At 55.3% G+C, this 13,941-nt stretch carries 13 protein-coding genes; 9 read left to right on the top strand and 4 right to left on the bottom strand.

Annotated elements, in window-relative coordinates:
- Positions 1-67: 67 nt before the first annotated feature.
- The 3 genes from malM (at position 68) to ubiA (ending at position 2,579) form a co-directional block, all read left to right on the top strand.
- Positions 68-1,015, top strand: coding sequence for a maltose operon protein MalM (gene malM, locus HF650_RS22720; protein WP_187800467.1), 948 nt, complete (start codon positions 68-70; stop codon positions 1,013-1,015).
- A 181-nt stretch (positions 1,016-1,196) separates the two neighbouring features.
- Positions 1,197-1,694 (top strand): chorismate lyase, encoded by a 498-nt coding sequence (gene ubiC, locus HF650_RS22715; RefSeq protein WP_187800466.1) that lies wholly within the window; start codon positions 1,197-1,199, stop codon positions 1,692-1,694.
- A 12-nt stretch (positions 1,695-1,706) separates the two neighbouring features.
- Positions 1,707-2,579 (top strand): 4-hydroxybenzoate octaprenyltransferase, encoded by an 873-nt coding sequence (gene ubiA, locus HF650_RS22710; protein WP_187800465.1) that lies wholly within the window; start codon positions 1,707-1,709, stop codon positions 2,577-2,579.
- A 371-nt stretch (positions 2,580-2,950) separates the two neighbouring features.
- Here ubiA and plsB read toward each other — a convergent pair whose 3' ends face one another.
- Positions 2,951-5,371 (bottom strand): glycerol-3-phosphate 1-O-acyltransferase PlsB, encoded by a 2,421-nt coding sequence (plsB, locus tag HF650_RS22705; protein ID WP_187800464.1) that lies wholly within the window; start codon positions 5,369-5,371, stop codon positions 2,951-2,953.
- A 132-nt stretch (positions 5,372-5,503) separates the two neighbouring features.
- On the opposite strand from plsB, the gene HF650_RS22700 reads away from it, so the two are divergent.
- The 4 genes from HF650_RS22700 (at position 5,504) to HF650_RS22685 (ending at position 8,353) form a co-directional block, all read left to right on the top strand.
- Positions 5,504-5,872 (top strand): diacylglycerol kinase, encoded by a 369-nt coding sequence (locus HF650_RS22700; protein WP_187800463.1) that lies wholly within the window; start codon positions 5,504-5,506, stop codon positions 5,870-5,872.
- Positions 5,873-5,980: 108 nt separating this feature from the next.
- Entirely contained in the window at positions 5,981-6,595 is a 615-nt protein-coding gene (gene lexA / locus HF650_RS22695) for a transcriptional repressor LexA (RefSeq protein WP_187800462.1), read from the top strand.
- Between the two features lie 80 nt (positions 6,596-6,675).
- Positions 6,676-8,010 carry an MATE family efflux transporter DinF gene (dinF, locus tag HF650_RS22690; RefSeq protein WP_187800461.1) on the top strand — a complete coding sequence of 445 codons (1,335 nt, stop codon included), beginning with the start codon at positions 6,676-6,678 and terminating at the stop codon, positions 8,008-8,010.
- Between the two features lie 133 nt (positions 8,011-8,143).
- Entirely contained in the window at positions 8,144-8,353 is a 210-nt protein-coding gene (locus tag HF650_RS22685) for a CsbD family protein (protein ID WP_023478538.1), read from the top strand.
- Positions 8,354-8,619: 266 nt separating this feature from the next.
- On the opposite strand, the gene zur is transcribed toward HF650_RS22685, so the two are convergent.
- Positions 8,620-9,135, bottom strand: coding sequence for a zinc uptake transcriptional repressor Zur (gene zur / locus HF650_RS22680; protein WP_187800460.1), 516 nt, complete (start codon positions 9,133-9,135; stop codon positions 8,620-8,622).
- 280 nt (positions 9,136-9,415) lie between these two features.
- Between zur and traF the strand changes: the two genes are divergently transcribed.
- Positions 9,416-10,732, top strand: a complete 1,317-nt coding sequence (traF, locus tag HF650_RS22675; RefSeq protein WP_187800459.1) for a conjugal transfer protein TraF — start codon at positions 9,416-9,418, stop codon at positions 10,730-10,732.
- Between the two features lie 41 nt (positions 10,733-10,773).
- Here the strand turns inward: traF and ycaC are convergent, their stop codons facing one another.
- A complete protein-coding gene (gene ycaC, locus HF650_RS22670) occupies positions 10,774-11,397 on the bottom strand; it encodes an isochorismate family cysteine hydrolase YcaC (protein ID WP_187800458.1) in 624 nt (207 codons plus the stop codon).
- A 260-nt stretch (positions 11,398-11,657) separates the two neighbouring features.
- Between ycaC and dusA the strand changes: the two genes are divergently transcribed.
- On the top strand, positions 11,658-12,695 hold the full coding sequence (dusA, locus tag HF650_RS22665) for a tRNA dihydrouridine(20/20a) synthase DusA (RefSeq protein ID WP_187800457.1): 1,038 nt from the start codon (positions 11,658-11,660) through the stop codon (positions 12,693-12,695).
- A gap of 227 nt (positions 12,696-12,922) precedes the next feature.
- Here the strand turns inward: dusA and HF650_RS22660 are convergent, their stop codons facing one another.
- The gene (locus HF650_RS22660) at positions 12,923-13,906 is read right to left on the bottom strand and encodes a quinone oxidoreductase (protein WP_187800456.1); all 984 of its coding nucleotides are present in this window, start codon (positions 13,904-13,906) and stop codon (positions 12,923-12,925) included.
- Positions 13,907-13,941 lie beyond the last annotated feature (35 nt).

Here is a 13,941-nt window from a genome sequence, read left to right as displayed (position 1 = left end):
CCCCTCAATTTTAGGTGAAGCGCGCTATTGCCTGGCTACCGCTCACAACGAAATTAAGGTGATAACAATGAAAATGAAAAAGAGTCTTCTCGCATTGTGCCTCACAGCTGGCCTGCTGGCTGCGCCGATGACCAGCTTTGCGGCGATTAACATCGTGCCGCAGGATCTCTCTGCCGCGCCCGCCATTCCGGCCTCCGCGCTTCAACAACTACAGTGGACGCCGGTGAATGCCTCACAAACCGTGACTAACGATATCTCTGTTGCAGGGCAGCGCCTGAATGTCAGCGGCATCAGCGGCCCGGTGATGGCCTACAGCGTGCCGGCCAATATCGGCGAACTGAATATTACGCTCAGCAGCAAAGTCAAAGATGAAAGCGTCTTCGCGCCGAACGTGCTGGTGTTGGATCAGAATCTGTCGCCAGCAGCCTTTTTCCCCTCCAGCTTTTTTGCCTACCAGGAGCCGGGCGTGATGTCCGATAACCGCCTGGAAGGCACCATGAAACTGACGCCTGCGCTGGGTCAGCAAAAGCTCTACTTATTAGTCTTCACCACGGAAAAAGATCTGCGTCAGACCACACAAATGGTTGACCCCGCTAAAGCCTTCGCCAAAGGAAACGGTAACGCGGTGCCGGATATTCCGGATCCAATTGCCCGTCATGCCTCCAGCGGCACACTGGCGCTGAAAGCCAGCACCTCTTCCGCATCCAGCATCCTGGTCGGCCCGCTGTTTGGCTCCTCGGCGCCGAGTGCGGTGACGGTCGGCAACACCGCCGCGCCTGTCTATAACACGCAGCCAGCACCAGCACCGGTTGCTGCGCCTGCTCCTGCGCCAGCACCTGCCGCGAAAAGCGAGCCGATGCTCAACGATACCGAGAGCTACTTTAACCGGGCAATCAAAGAGGCGGCTGCGAAGGGCGATATCGATAAAGCCCTGAAATTATTGAATGAAGCAGAGCGTCTCGGGTCGAAAACTGCCCGTGCCACTTTTATCAGCAGTGTAAAAGGCAAGGGGTAAACTCTCCCCACGTTGTTGATACTTGCAGTAACTGGTGCGTCGCCAGACGCACCTTTTTTTCCTCCGCGCGGTCGCGTTGTTGCGCAACTGTTGCACAGATGAAAAGCGAATAAAGTTTCCCGCCACTCGCCAATCGGTTCTGCGATACACTACTGCCATGTTATGTACCGGAGAGTAAGGCATGTCACATCCTGCGCTTACGCAATTGCGTGCGCTTCGCTACCTGGACGCCATCCCCGCGCTGGAACCGCAACTGCTTGAGTGGCTGTTGCTGGAAGATTCGATGACCAAACGTTTTGAACAACAGGGCAAAAAGGTTACGGTTACGCTGATCCGCGAGGGGTTTGTCACGTCTGACGAGATTGCCGAAGAGCGCGATCACCTACCCGATGAAGCTCGTTACTGGCTGCGGGAAATCCTGCTCTGCGCCGACGGAGAGCCCTGGCTTGCCGGTCGCACCGTGGTGCCCGAGTCAACCCTGAGCGGGCCGGAACTGGCGCTGCAAAAGCTGGGCAACACGCCGCTGGGGCGATATCTTTTCACCTCTTCTACACTTACGCGTGACTTTATTGATATTGGACGCCACGAGCAGTTATGGGGGCGGCGCTCCCGCCTGCGTCTCGGCGGTAAACCGCTGATGTTGACCGAACTGTTTCTGCCCGCGTCACCGCTGTACTAAGAGGAATTGAAAATGGAGTGGAGTCTCACGCCAACTAAACTGTTGGCCTTTCATCGGCTAATGCGTACGGACAAACCGATTGGTGCGCTGTTACTGCTGTGGCCGACGCTGTGGGCGCTGTGGGTGGCAACGCCTGGCGTACCGCCGCTGTGGATTTTGTTAGTGTTTGTCGCCGGCGTCTGGCTGATGCGCGCGGCGGGCTGTGTGGTGAATGATTACGCCGATCGTAAGTTTGATGGGCACGTAAAGCGTACTGCAAATCGGCCTTTGCCGAGCGGCGCGGTGACGGAAAATGAGGCGCGCGGGCTGTTTATCATCCTCGTGCTGCTGGCCTTTGCGCTGGTGCTTACCCTCAATCTGATGACGATCCTGCTCTCGGTCGCGGCGCTGGGTCTGGCGTGGATCTACCCCTTTATGAAGCGCTATACGCATCTGCCGCAGGTGGTGCTGGGCGCGGCGTTTGGCTGGTCGATACCGATGGCATTTGCCGCTGTCAGTGAATCTGTGCCGCTGAGCTGCTGGATTATGTTCTTCGCCAATATTCTGTGGGCGGTAGCCTATGACACCGAATACGCGATGGTCGATCGCGACGATGATGTGAAGATTGGCATTAAGTCGACGGCGATCCTCTTTGGACGCCATGACAAGCTGATTATCGGCATTTTGCAGATAATGGTGATGGCGATGATGGCGGCAGTTGGCTGGCTGAACGGGCTGGGGTGGATCTATTACGCCACCGTACTGATCGCCGGGGCGCTGTTTGTTTATCAGCAGGTGCTGATTGCAGACCGCGAACGCGATGCCTGTTTTAAAGCCTTCCTGAACAATAACTACGTTGGCCTGGTGCTGTTTCTGGGGCTGGCGGTGAGTTATCTGCACGTATAGCGCGGGGGGCCGGGGGCGTGACTCATGCGCTAAGTTGCCGGATGGCGGCTGCGCCTTATCCGGCCTACAAAAACAGCAGCGCCGAAACAGCGTAGGCCGGATAAGCGCTTACGCGCCATCCGGCAGTGAGCATACAGTTCAGCATTCTCCTGTAGGCCGGATAAGCGCTTACGCGCCATCCGGCAGTGAGCATACAGTTCAGCATTATCCTGTAGGCCGGATAAGCGTTTACGCGCCATCCGGCAGTGAGCATACAGTTCAGCATTACCCTGTAGGCCGGATAAGCGTTTACGCGCCATCCGGCAGTGACCATACAGTTCAGCATTACCCTGTAGGCCGGATAAGCGTTCATGCGGCATCCGGCACTTCCATCACTCCGCTTGCGTCGCGCTCTCAATCGTTAAACGCACATCCGACGTCATCAGTTCTGCCAGCATCTGGTAGACGCCAAGCGTGCGTGACGGATCGGCGTCTCCGGTATCGCTGATATACCCCTCGTCGCGCAGCGTCAGCACCAGCGTGCTGAAGACCGCTTTATCGAAGAACTCCGGTGCATTAATACCGTGCAGCACCGACAGGCGCTGCGCCAGCGTACGGCTCTCTTTCTCCAGCGTACTGCGGTTCATCGCCGGATTGGCACTCAGCAGCCAGAAGGTGATGGCATAACGCTGCAGCGTCTCGCGCGCGCCTGCGGCCAGCAGCTGCAGGGTGCGTGAATGCGCCGGATTAATACTGAGAAGCTCCTCTTTCAGAGTAATCAGCCCCTGGCGCACCAGCTCCTGAATCAGCTTATCCAGTACCTCTGCCAGCTCTGCATTTTCCCAGCGCAGGAACAGCTCGGCTTTCAGCATCGGGTAGAGCAGTTCCACATGACGCAGAATTTCACCGCGTGAGATGGCGCGATGTTGAGTCACTATCGCTGCGATCAGCGACGGCAGCATCAGCATGTGCGCAATGTTGTTGCGGTAATAGGTCATCAGCACCGCCTGCTCGCGCGGCAGGATGATGATATCGCCGATGGTGTCCTTCTCGACCTCAAATTTGTTCATCTGCAGCGCGTGAGCGATAAGCTCAGCGGCGCTGGCTGATGGCGCGGTAGAGTCCGGGGAGTAGGGCACATTGCGCATCAGCTCAAGGTAGCAGTCGAGCTGCTCGGTCAGCTGCTCACGCGTCAGCGAGCGCTGGCGTGAAGCCAGCAGCGCCGTACAGCAGAGGTTCATGGCGTTTGCCGCACCGGCATTGTTGATGCGAACCATCAGATCGGCAGCGATGCTATTAACCGTCGGCGTCAGCCATGCCGGACGGATCGCTTCAATCGGATCGATCGACTCACGCCACTCCGGCACATGGTGGTTCAGGTAGTTCATCAGCGGGATTGGCTCGCCGAAGTTCACATAGCCCTGTCCGAGGTTACGCAGTTTGCTGAGGCCGCGCAGCATCTGCAGCAGGCTCTCTTTCTCTTTCGTCGCGCCGCGTAGCTCTTTGGCGTAGGTACCGACCTCCATCACATGCTCGTAGCCGATATAGATTGGTACCAGCGTGATGGGGCGCGTACCGCCGCGCAGCATCGCCTGAATGGTCATCGACAGGGTGCCTGTTTTCGGATCGAGCAGGCGCCCGGTGCGCGAGCGGCCGCCCTCAACGAAATATTCCACCGAATAACCGCGGCTGAAGAGCTCGCCTAAATATTCACGGAACACCGTCGAGTAGAGCTTATTGCCTTTAAAAGTACGGCGAATAAAGAAGGCGCCAAGACGGCGGAAAACCGGACCGGCGGGCCAGAAGTTGAGGTTGATCCCGGCTGCAATGTGCGGCGGCACCAGACCCTGGTGATACAGCACATAGGAGAGCAGCAGGTAGTCCATGTGGCTGCGGTGGCAGGGGACATAGACAATTTCGTGGCCTTCATGCGCCAGCTGACGAACGCGCTCGGCGTTGTGCACGTTGATCCCCTGATAGAGCCGGTTCCACGTAAAGCCGAGGATACGGTCAGTCAGGCGAATCATCTCGTAAGAGAAGTTAGCGGCAATCTCTTCCATCAGCGCGATAGCGTTTTGCTGCGCCTTATCATGGGAGATCTTTTTGCTGCGTGCTTCATCTTCCACCGCACGGGCAATCGCTTTCGACGACAGGAGCTTATTGAAGAGATCCTGACGCGCGGGCAGACGTGGGCCAACAGCGGCCAGACGCTGGCGTGCGAAGTGCATACGTGCCACGCGAGCCAGTTTTTGCGCGATGATCTTATCCGTACCGTGTTCGGTCGCCATGCGGCGCAGCGAAACGGGCGGGGAGAAGCGCACAAAGCTGTCGCGACCAAGCCACGAAACAGCGAAGAATTTCTGAATACCGTTGAGCATGCGCAACGGCGGATTGATTTCACCCTTTTCACGCCCTGGCGAGCGACCGAACATCACTGATACCGGCACCATCTGCACATCCAGATCGGGATGGCTACGGTGTAAATCCAGGTAGTCATGGAACAGTTTTATCGACTCTTCTTTCGGCGTGTAATAGGTAAATACGCGCGGGCCGCCGTGAATGAACACATAGCGTGGCAGCAGCGCGCCATCGATCTCCAGTGGTTCGAGGGGATCGGGTAATTCATGCGCCAGGCACTGCTCGCGCAAGGTCATTAAGTCTGCCTTTGAGTTATAAGGCAGCACATACATAATAGGTCGTGATGTGTCGAGCCCCAGTTCCTGTGCAGGTTCTGCGGGGATCGATTTACTTTTTACCAGCACGCTTAATGGTAAGTTCAGTAATTTGTAGTAAATTCGTGGCCAGCCGGACATAAAGGGTGTAAAGCCTCTGGTTATTAATAGTGCCATTGCGCCGCAAGAATATCAGAAAGCACGCATAATTTCTGTGGTACCGCTGCGTGTACCACTACTCATTGACGCTTAATAGTTAAAAAGGTTCTTTTCATGGCCAATAATACCACCGGTTTTATCCGGATCATTAAAGCCGCAGGATATTCGTGGAAAGGTGTACGCGCAGCCTGGATCAATGAAGCTGCTTTTCGCCAGGAGGGCGTAGCTGTTGTTGTGGCTATTATTATTGCTGCATTTTTGGATATAGATGTCATTACTCGCGTCCTGCTTATTGGCTCGGTCACGCTGGTGATGATTGTCGAAATCCTCAATAGCGCTATCGAAGCGGTTGTGGACCGTATCGGCCCTGAATTCCATGAGCTTTCCGGCCGGGCAAAGGATATGGGCTCGGCAGCGGTGCTGATGACAATTTTACTGGCGCTCTTTACCTGGATCTCGCTTCTTTGGTCACATTTTCGATAGCGTTTCCATAATTCGATAACGCTCTGGTTTTTTGCTTAAATGTGGTTTCAAAATCGCCGTTGACTGTATATACTCACAGCATAACTGTATATACACCCAGGGGGCGGGATGAAAGCATTAACGGCCAGGCAGCAAGAGGTGTTCGATCTGATTCGCGATCGCATCACCCAAACCGGTATGCCACCGACGCGTGCGGAAATCGCACAGCAATTGGGGTTCCGTTCCCCAAATGCAGCCGAAGAACACCTTAAAGCGCTGGCGCGCAAAGGGGTGATCGAAATCGTATCTGGCGCATCGCGCGGTCTTCGCCTGCTGCTGGAAGAGGAAAACGATGCCGGTCTACCGCTGATTGGTCGCGTCGCTGCGGGTGAGCCGCTGCTGGCGCAGCAGCATATCGAAAGCCACTATCAGGTCGATCCAAATCTCTTTAAACCCCATGCTGACTTCCTGCTGCGCGTTAGCGGGATGTCGATGAAAGATATCGGTATCATGGATGGCGACCTGCTGGCGGTACATAAAACGCAGGATGCGCGTAACGGTCAGGTTATCGTTGCCCGTATCGAAGATGAAGTGACGGTGAAACGCCTGAAAAAACATGGCAACACCGTTGAACTGCTGGCAGAAAACAGCGACTTCTCGCCGATCGTGGTCGATTTGCGCAAACAGAACTTCACCATTGAAGGGCTGGCGGTCGGCGTGATCCGTAACGGTGAATGGCTGTAAAGCCTCTTTTCTTTGCTGTGGCGCCACGTTGCGCGCCGCAGCGCCACGCTTCTCCTCTTTAATGTAATGATGTTCACGCTATGGCGCTGTTAACCGCATCCGACAAAGCTCTGTGGCGGCTTGCGCTGCCGATGATTTTATCCAATATTACCGTTCCACTGCTGGGCTTAGTCGATACGGCAGTAATCGGTCATCTGGATAGCCCCGTCTACCTCGGCGGCGTGGCGATTGGTGCAACGGCAACCAGCTTCCTCTTTATGCTGCTGCTGTTTCTGCGTATGAGCACCACCGGGCTGACCGCCCAGGCATTCGGTGCGAAAAATCCCTCAGCGCTGACGCGTGCGCTTGTGCAGCCTCTGCTGCTGGCGCTCGGCGCGGGTGCTGCCATCGCGTTGTTACGCTCGCCGCTAATCGACCTGGCGCTGCACATTACCGGCGGCAGCGAGGCGGTGCTGGCGCAGGCGCGCCGCTTTCTTGAGATCCGCTGGCTTAGTGCACCAGCCTCGCTGGGTAATATGGTGCTGCTTGGCTGGCTGCTCGGCGTCCAGTATGCCCGCGCCCCGGTGATATTATTGGTGGTGGGTAACCTCTTCAACATCCTCCTCGACCTCTGGCTGGTGATGGGGCTGCATATGAATGTGCAGGGCGCCGCACTCGCCACGGTTATCGCGGAGTACGTCACCTTCTTTATCGGCTTGCTGATGGTGTGGCAGGTCTTACGCCGGCAGGCTATCTCGCTCTCAATGCTAACATCCGCATGGCGCGGCGGCGTTCGCCGTTTGTTGGCTCTCAACCGCGATATCATGCTGCGCTCGCTGCTGCTGCAACTCTGTTTCGGCTCCATCACCGTGTTGGGCGCGCGCGTTGGCAGCGAAACGGTCGCTGCCAACGCGGTGCTGATGATGTTTCTCACCTTTACCGCCTATGCGCTGGATGGCTTTGCCTATGCCGTTGAGGCCCACTCCGGGCAGGCTTACGGCGCGCGCGATGGCAGCCAACTGCTGCATGTCTGGCGTGCGGCCTGTCGTCAGGCAGGGTTTGTGGCGCTCGCGTTTGCTCTTGTCTACGCGCTGGCGGGCAGCATGATTATTGCGCTGTTGACCTCCATTCCTGAACTGCAGGCGGTGGCCGGACACTATCTTATCTGGCAGGTGGTACTGCCACTGGTGGGAGTGTGGTGCTATTTGCTCGACGGCATGTTTGTGGGCGCAACGCGCGCGGCTGAAATGCGTAACAGTATGGCGGTTGCCGCTGCCGGTTTTGGCCTGACCCTGCTGACGGTGCCGTTGCTTGGCAATCACGGTTTATGGCTCTCTCTTACGGTGTTCCTCGCGCTACGCGGTATCACACTGGCGCTCATCTGGCGGCATCACTGGCGCAACGGCAGCTGGTTCGCTAATGCTGAGGGTGCATAACGATCTGCGGTTTCGCCAGGAGTGAATGGTTAAAGATTCCGAATAAAAAACCGAACGCCGAATCCTTATCTACAATGATTAATACGTTCAGCACGCAAGAACGTCATTTTAACCGAACGATAAGGAGTCAATTATGAACAAAGACGAAGTCGGCGGTAACTGGAAACAGTTTAAAGGTACTGTTAAAGAGAAATGGGGCAAGTTGACCGATGACGATATGACCGTTATCGAAGGTAAACGTGACCAGCTGGTAGGTAAGATCCAGGAGCGTTACGGTTACGCGAAAGACGAAGCGGAGAAGGAAGTTACGGATTGGGAAACGCGTAACGAATACCGCTGGTAGCCTACACTTCCCCCTCAAGTGTATTAACCCTCACAGGCTACCCTGCCCATAGGTACAAGGATGTACCTCCCTAACCACCCCTTATCTTCCACGTTTTATCTGCAATCCCTTCATATTTCACCTTTTATTCGCGTTGGCTGCACTCGCTCACATAAGTCACATACTTAAGTATGCTCCCTATGATTCACTCATTTGCCGCCTTGCTAAAACGCGAAATCTTTTGGGATTGCCTTCTACCTTGTAAAAGAGAAACAGAAACAGAAATTTTAACGTGGTTTTTTCTTCACCTGCAGGCTGTGATCGTGCTGGCAATGATCGTGATGACGGCAGGCTTCCACTTCCACGCAGGCTGCGCATAAGCCGTGCGCTTCAATTACGTTGTGGCGCAGGGCAAAGCCCATCTTCGCCGCCAGCGCGTGCATAATATCTTCTGCCCCTTCCGCCTGCTCCTCTTTAACCGCGCCACAGCGATCGCAAATAAACATGGCTGAGGTGTGCGTCGGCTGATCGAAGAGATGGCACAGCACGTAGCTGTTGGTGGACTCCACCTTATGCACAAAACCCTGCTCCAGCAGAAAATCGAGCGCGCGATAAACCGTGGGCGGCTTCGCCTGGGGTTCGCTTTCGCGCAGCAGGTCGAGTAGGTCATAGGCGCTGATGGCGCTCTTTTGCAGGCTCAGTAAACGCAAAACTTCCAGACGCTGTGGAGTCAGGCGCACGTTGCGCTGTGCGCACAGCTTTTCAGCCTGCACTAACATCTCTTGCGAAGTGGTCTTATCCATAGGCGTTCTCGGGTTGGTGAAAAGATGGAGGCTGACACTTTACCATGTCCTGCCTGAAACGCCGAGACCGCCAACTTTAAAGACACTTTCGGAACTTTCCTTCCCGAAACGATTTTCCTCTTCTATAAATAGTGTGTGCCATCACAATAAATATGAACCGGCCGCCATTGAGCGTTCGGAAGAGATAGTGCCTTTTTCTACTGTTATTCACAGCAATATAACTTCCTGTTTATGCGCAAACTAACAGGCTTAAATACTCATCTGGCTACGAGAACATACTGTGAAAATAAATGCGAAACTTTCGGTGGTCGCCGTTGCTGTCTCCTTTTTTATGGCAAATCAGGCGGGAGCAGCCAATACATGGGCAGAGGCGCGTAACGACGCGATGGGCGGAACGGGCGTTGCATCAGCAAATTATGGTAGTGGAGCGCTGATCAACCCGGCGTTGCTGGCGAAGGGGCAGCCGGAAGATGACGTCACCGTGATCCTGCCAAGCGTACAGGCGCAAATTTCAGATAAGGATAATCTGCGCGACGAAATTGACTATATCAATGACAAAGTCGATCAATATAACGATGTGATCGATAATCTGACGCCTGGAGGAATTATTGCTGACCTTCCTGGCACTATCGATCAATTCCAGAACGCGGCCAAAGATTTGGGTGACGAGCTGGTTAAACTGCGTGGAAAAACCGCGCAGGCGAAAGCGGCAGCTGGTATTGCGGTTAGCATCCCTAACGACGCGCTCTCTGCGGCTTTCGTCACCAAAGCTTATGCTCACGCGCGCGTAAGCTCCAATATCGATCAGCAGGACATTGATTACCTGCGCAGCATTCAGAACAGCGATGCCGTTGCGGTGCGTGAAGCTCTGGGCGCGGCGCTGTCACCAAACGGCAGCGATGAGATCACCCGTAACCTGAACTCCACCGCTTCCGGCCGTGGCGCAATTGTTACCGACTTTGGCGTGGCGCTGGCACACCAATTTGACGCGGGCGGCATTCCGCTCTCCGTTGGCGTAACGCCGAAGCTGCAAAAAGTGTGGGTCTACAACTACACGGCGTCGATTTATGACTACGACAGCAGTGACTGGAACAGCAGCCGCTACCGCCGCGATGACACCGGCTTCAACGTTGACGTTGGCCTGGCCGCCGACCTGAATGAAAACGTGACGCTCGGCTTAACCGGCCAGAACCTCATCTCGCGTAATATCGACACCCAGGATGCCATTATCCGCAACGGCAGAACGGGCGAAGTGCGTAACTACAAAGATACCTACCAGATTAGCCCGATCGTCACCGCTGGTGCCGCCTGGCATAACGATCTGGTCACCCTGAGCGCCGATGGTGATTTAACCGAGACCAAAGGCTTTAAGAGCGAGAAGAATTCGCAGTATGTCGGCGTGGGCGCTGAAGTACGTCCGCTTAACTGGCTGGCCGTGCGTGCCGGTTACCGCGCTGATGTGAAAGGCGACGACAAAGATGTCTTCACCGCCGGTGTTGGCTTCTCGCCATTCAACCGCGTTCACCTCGACTTGATGGGGCTGGTTGGCGAAGATGAAACCTGGGGTGCCGGTGCGCAGCTTAGCCTGACATTCTAAGAATTAACCGGAGGCGCTGCGCCTCCGGTTTTCTGCTGCTATTACTGTTTATTGTGGATGTTAAAGCTGGTCATTAGATTGCGGTAATCAGGAATATGGTTGGCGAAGAGCGTTCCCAACCCTTCAACATCATTGCGCCAGTCGCGATGTAATTCACAGGCGACGCCAAACCAGTTCATCAACTGCGCCCCAGCCTGCGACATGCGATTCCACGCCGAATACCGCGTAATTTCGTCGAATGTTCCTGACGCATCGGTCACTACAAATACCTCAAAACCCTCTTCCAGCGCTGACAAAGCAGGAAAAGCGACACACACCTCCGTCACTACGCCAGCAATAATCAGCTGCTTTTTGCCTGTAGCTTTGACCGCATTTACGAAATCTTCGTTATCCCAGGCATTGATATTGCCCGGACGCGCAATATAAGGCGCATCGGGAAACTGTGCCTTTAATTCAGGAATGAGAGGGCCATTTGGCCCGGTTTCGAAACTGGTGGTGAGGATCGTGGGAAGCTTAAAATATTTTGCGAGATCGCCTAACGCCAGCACATTATTTTTGAATTTGTCGGGGTCGATATCCCGCACCAGAGAGAGTAAGCCTGCTTGATGATCAACAAGCAGAACAGCGGCATTATCTTTATCGAGGCGAACATAAGGTGTGGTCATGTTTCAGCTCCTGTCACCCGCAGAGGTGAAATGAATAGTACGATTAATTGAAATAGAACTACCCGAACTAACAAAAAGAATAGGCCACGGTTAAATATTGACCAGCGGGACGGGTAATCGCGGCGGTATGGGGCGTCGTACACCATCGGATTTAAGCCATTCCTCTATGCTAGAATGACGGCCCGCAATTTCTGGAGCCGGTTTTTGTCCGCGCCTGATGCGGAAGCGATGACGATAAATTGATTTTAAATGCCCAAAAAATGCACGGTAATCCTGATATGACAAACACCACTCAAACCCGCGTAATGTCTGCCGATTCGGCTTCTCACTTGCCCGGGCGATTCTCGATTGCCCCGATGCTGGACTGGACAGACAGGCACTGCCGCTACTTTCTGCGTCTGCTGTCGCGCCACACGCTGCTCTATACCGAGATGGTGACGACCGGCGCGATTATTCATGGCAAAGGTGATTACCTGGCGTACAGCGAGGAGGAGCATCCGGTGGCGTTGCAGCTTGGCGGCAGCGATCCCGCGCAGCTGGCTCACTGTGCGAAGCTTGCCGAAGCGCGCGGCTATGACGAAATCAACCTTAACGTCGGCTGCCCCTCCGATCGCGTGCAGAATGGCCGTTTCGGCGCCTGCCTGATGGGCGAAGCGCAGCTAGTCGCGGACTGCATTAAAGCGATGCGCGATGTCGTCTCCATTCCGGTCACGGTCAAAACCCGTATCGGCATTGATGAGCAGGACAGCTACGAATTTCTCTGCGACTTTATTGGCACCGTAGCCGGTAAAGGGGAGTGTGAAAGCTTTACTATCCACGCCCGAAAAGCCTGGCTCTCCGGCCTTAGCCCAAAAGAGAACCGCGAAATTCCGCCGCTCGATTACCCGCGCGTCTACCAGCTGAAACGCGATTTCCCGCACCTGATGATGTCGATCAACGGCGGTATCAAATCGCTGGATGAAGCAAAAGCGCATCTCGAACATATGGATGGCGTGATGGTCGGGCGCGAAGCCTATCAGAACCCAGGTATCCTTGCGTCGGTGGACCGGGATATTTTTGGCGTTGATACGCCAGATACTGATCCGGTGGTGGTGGTGCGCGCGATGTACCCCTATATTGAGCGCGAACTGAGCCAGGGGGCTTATCTCGGCCATATCACTCGCCATATGCTGGGCCTCTTCCAGGGCGTGCCGGGCGCGCGTCAATGGCGTCGTTATCTGAGTGAAAACGCGCACAAAGCGGGCGCGGATATCGATGTGGTGGAACACGCCCTCAATCTGGTGGCGTCAAAACGCTAAGGCGTGCAGGTTTATTGCGCAATCAGGGACGTGGTTAGCAAAGGAGTGAGCGCTTCGTCACATCCTTGAAACATTTCCGCATACACCCCGGTGAAGCAAATAGGATTTAGCGCGTAAATCTGTCACTATCCCGGCGTAACGAATTCATCGCGCTGTACCCTACATACAGCCGAACTAAAAAAGAAAGGGCTTCCTGCGGGAAGCCCTAATTCTTTCTGCACCATTACTTATGGAATCAGCAGGCTTGATCCCTGAGTCGCCCGGCTCTCCAGCGCTTCATGGGCGCGCTGCGCATCGGCAAGCGCAAACTTCTGGCTCTCAGCAACCTCGACTTTAATCACGCCGCTGGCGATCAGCGAAAAGAGCTCATTGCTTGCCTCCTGCAACTCTTCGCGCGTGGTGATATAGCCGTTCAGCGAAGGGCGGGTGGCATAGAGCGATCCCTTCTGGTTGAGAATGCCCAGATTGACGCCGGTCACCGGCCCGGAGGAGTTGCCGAAGCTGACCATCAGGCCGCGACGGCGCAGGCAGTCGAGGGAGGTCTCCCAGGTATCTTTACCGACGGAGTCGTACACCACGCTCACTTTTTTACCGCCAGTCAGCTCTTTCACTCGCTCAACTACGCTCTCTTCACTGTAGTTGATCACCTGCCAGGCGCCCGCCTGCTGGGCGCGCTGCGCTTTTTGCGCCGAGCCGACGGTGCCAATCAGTTTTGCGCCGAGCGCTTTTGCCCACTGGCAGGCGATCAGGCCAACGCCGCCCGCCGCAGCGTGAAACAGGAACATCTCATTGGGCTTCACTTCATAGGTTTTGCGCAGCAGATAGAAAACGGTCAGCCCTTTGAGGAAGGAGGCAGCGGCTTGTTCAAAGGAGATGGCGTTGGGCAGGACGGCGACTTTATCGGCGGGGACATTATGCACGGAGCTGTATGCGCCCAGCCCGGACTGGGCGTAGACCACGCGGTCGCCAACCTGCACATCCGTGACGCCAGCGCCCACTTTGCTTACCACACCGGCGGCTTCGGTTCCCAGCCCACTTGGCAAGCCCGGCGGCGGATAGAGTCCGCTGCGAATGTAGGTGTCGATGTAGTTAATGCCGATGGCTTTATTCTCGACCTGCACCTCATTTTCTGCCGGTTCGACGGGCGTGAACTCTACCGCTTTTAAGACTTCAGGGCCGCCGTGCTGTTGAAACTCGATTCTTGTCGCCATGCTTCCTCCTGATCTGTGATAATCTCTCAACCCAT

This window comes from Kosakonia sp. SMBL-WEM22 (genome assembly GCF_014490785.1).
Taxonomy (GTDB): Bacteria; Pseudomonadota; Gammaproteobacteria; order Enterobacterales; family Enterobacteriaceae; genus Kosakonia.
The sequence above is the reverse complement of the archived record's forward strand: the minus strand, read 5'-3'. Positions and strand labels throughout refer to the sequence as shown.

Coding starts and splice junctions, on each gene's coding strand:
- HF650_RS22660 (WP_187800456.1), bottom strand. CDS start 13,906: ATGGCGACAAGAATCGAGTTTCAACAGCACGGCGGCCCTGAAGTCTTA.
- dusA (WP_187800457.1), top strand. CDS start 11,658: ATGCACGGTAATCCTGATATGACAAACACCACTCAAACCCGCGTAATG.
- ycaC (WP_187800458.1), bottom strand. CDS start 11,397: ATGACCACACCTTATGTTCGCCTCGATAAAGATAATGCCGCTGTTCTG.
- HF650_RS22700 (WP_187800463.1), top strand. CDS start 5,504: ATGGCCAATAATACCACCGGTTTTATCCGGATCATTAAAGCCGCAGGA.
- lexA (WP_187800462.1), top strand. CDS start 5,981: ATGAAAGCATTAACGGCCAGGCAGCAAGAGGTGTTCGATCTGATTCGC.
- plsB (WP_187800464.1), bottom strand. CDS start 5,371: ATGTCCGGCTGGCCACGAATTTACTACAAATTACTGAACTTACCATTA.
- HF650_RS22685 (WP_023478538.1), top strand. CDS start 8,144: ATGAACAAAGACGAAGTCGGCGGTAACTGGAAACAGTTTAAAGGTACT.
- ubiC (WP_187800466.1), top strand. CDS start 1,197: ATGTCACATCCTGCGCTTACGCAATTGCGTGCGCTTCGCTACCTGGAC.
- zur (WP_187800460.1), bottom strand. CDS start 9,135: ATGGATAAGACCACTTCGCAAGAGATGTTAGTGCAGGCTGAAAAGCTG.
- dinF (WP_187800461.1), top strand. CDS start 6,676: ATGGCGCTGTTAACCGCATCCGACAAAGCTCTGTGGCGGCTTGCGCTG.
- malM (WP_187800467.1), top strand. CDS start 68: ATGAAAATGAAAAAGAGTCTTCTCGCATTGTGCCTCACAGCTGGCCTG.
- ubiA (WP_187800465.1), top strand. CDS start 1,707: ATGGAGTGGAGTCTCACGCCAACTAAACTGTTGGCCTTTCATCGGCTA.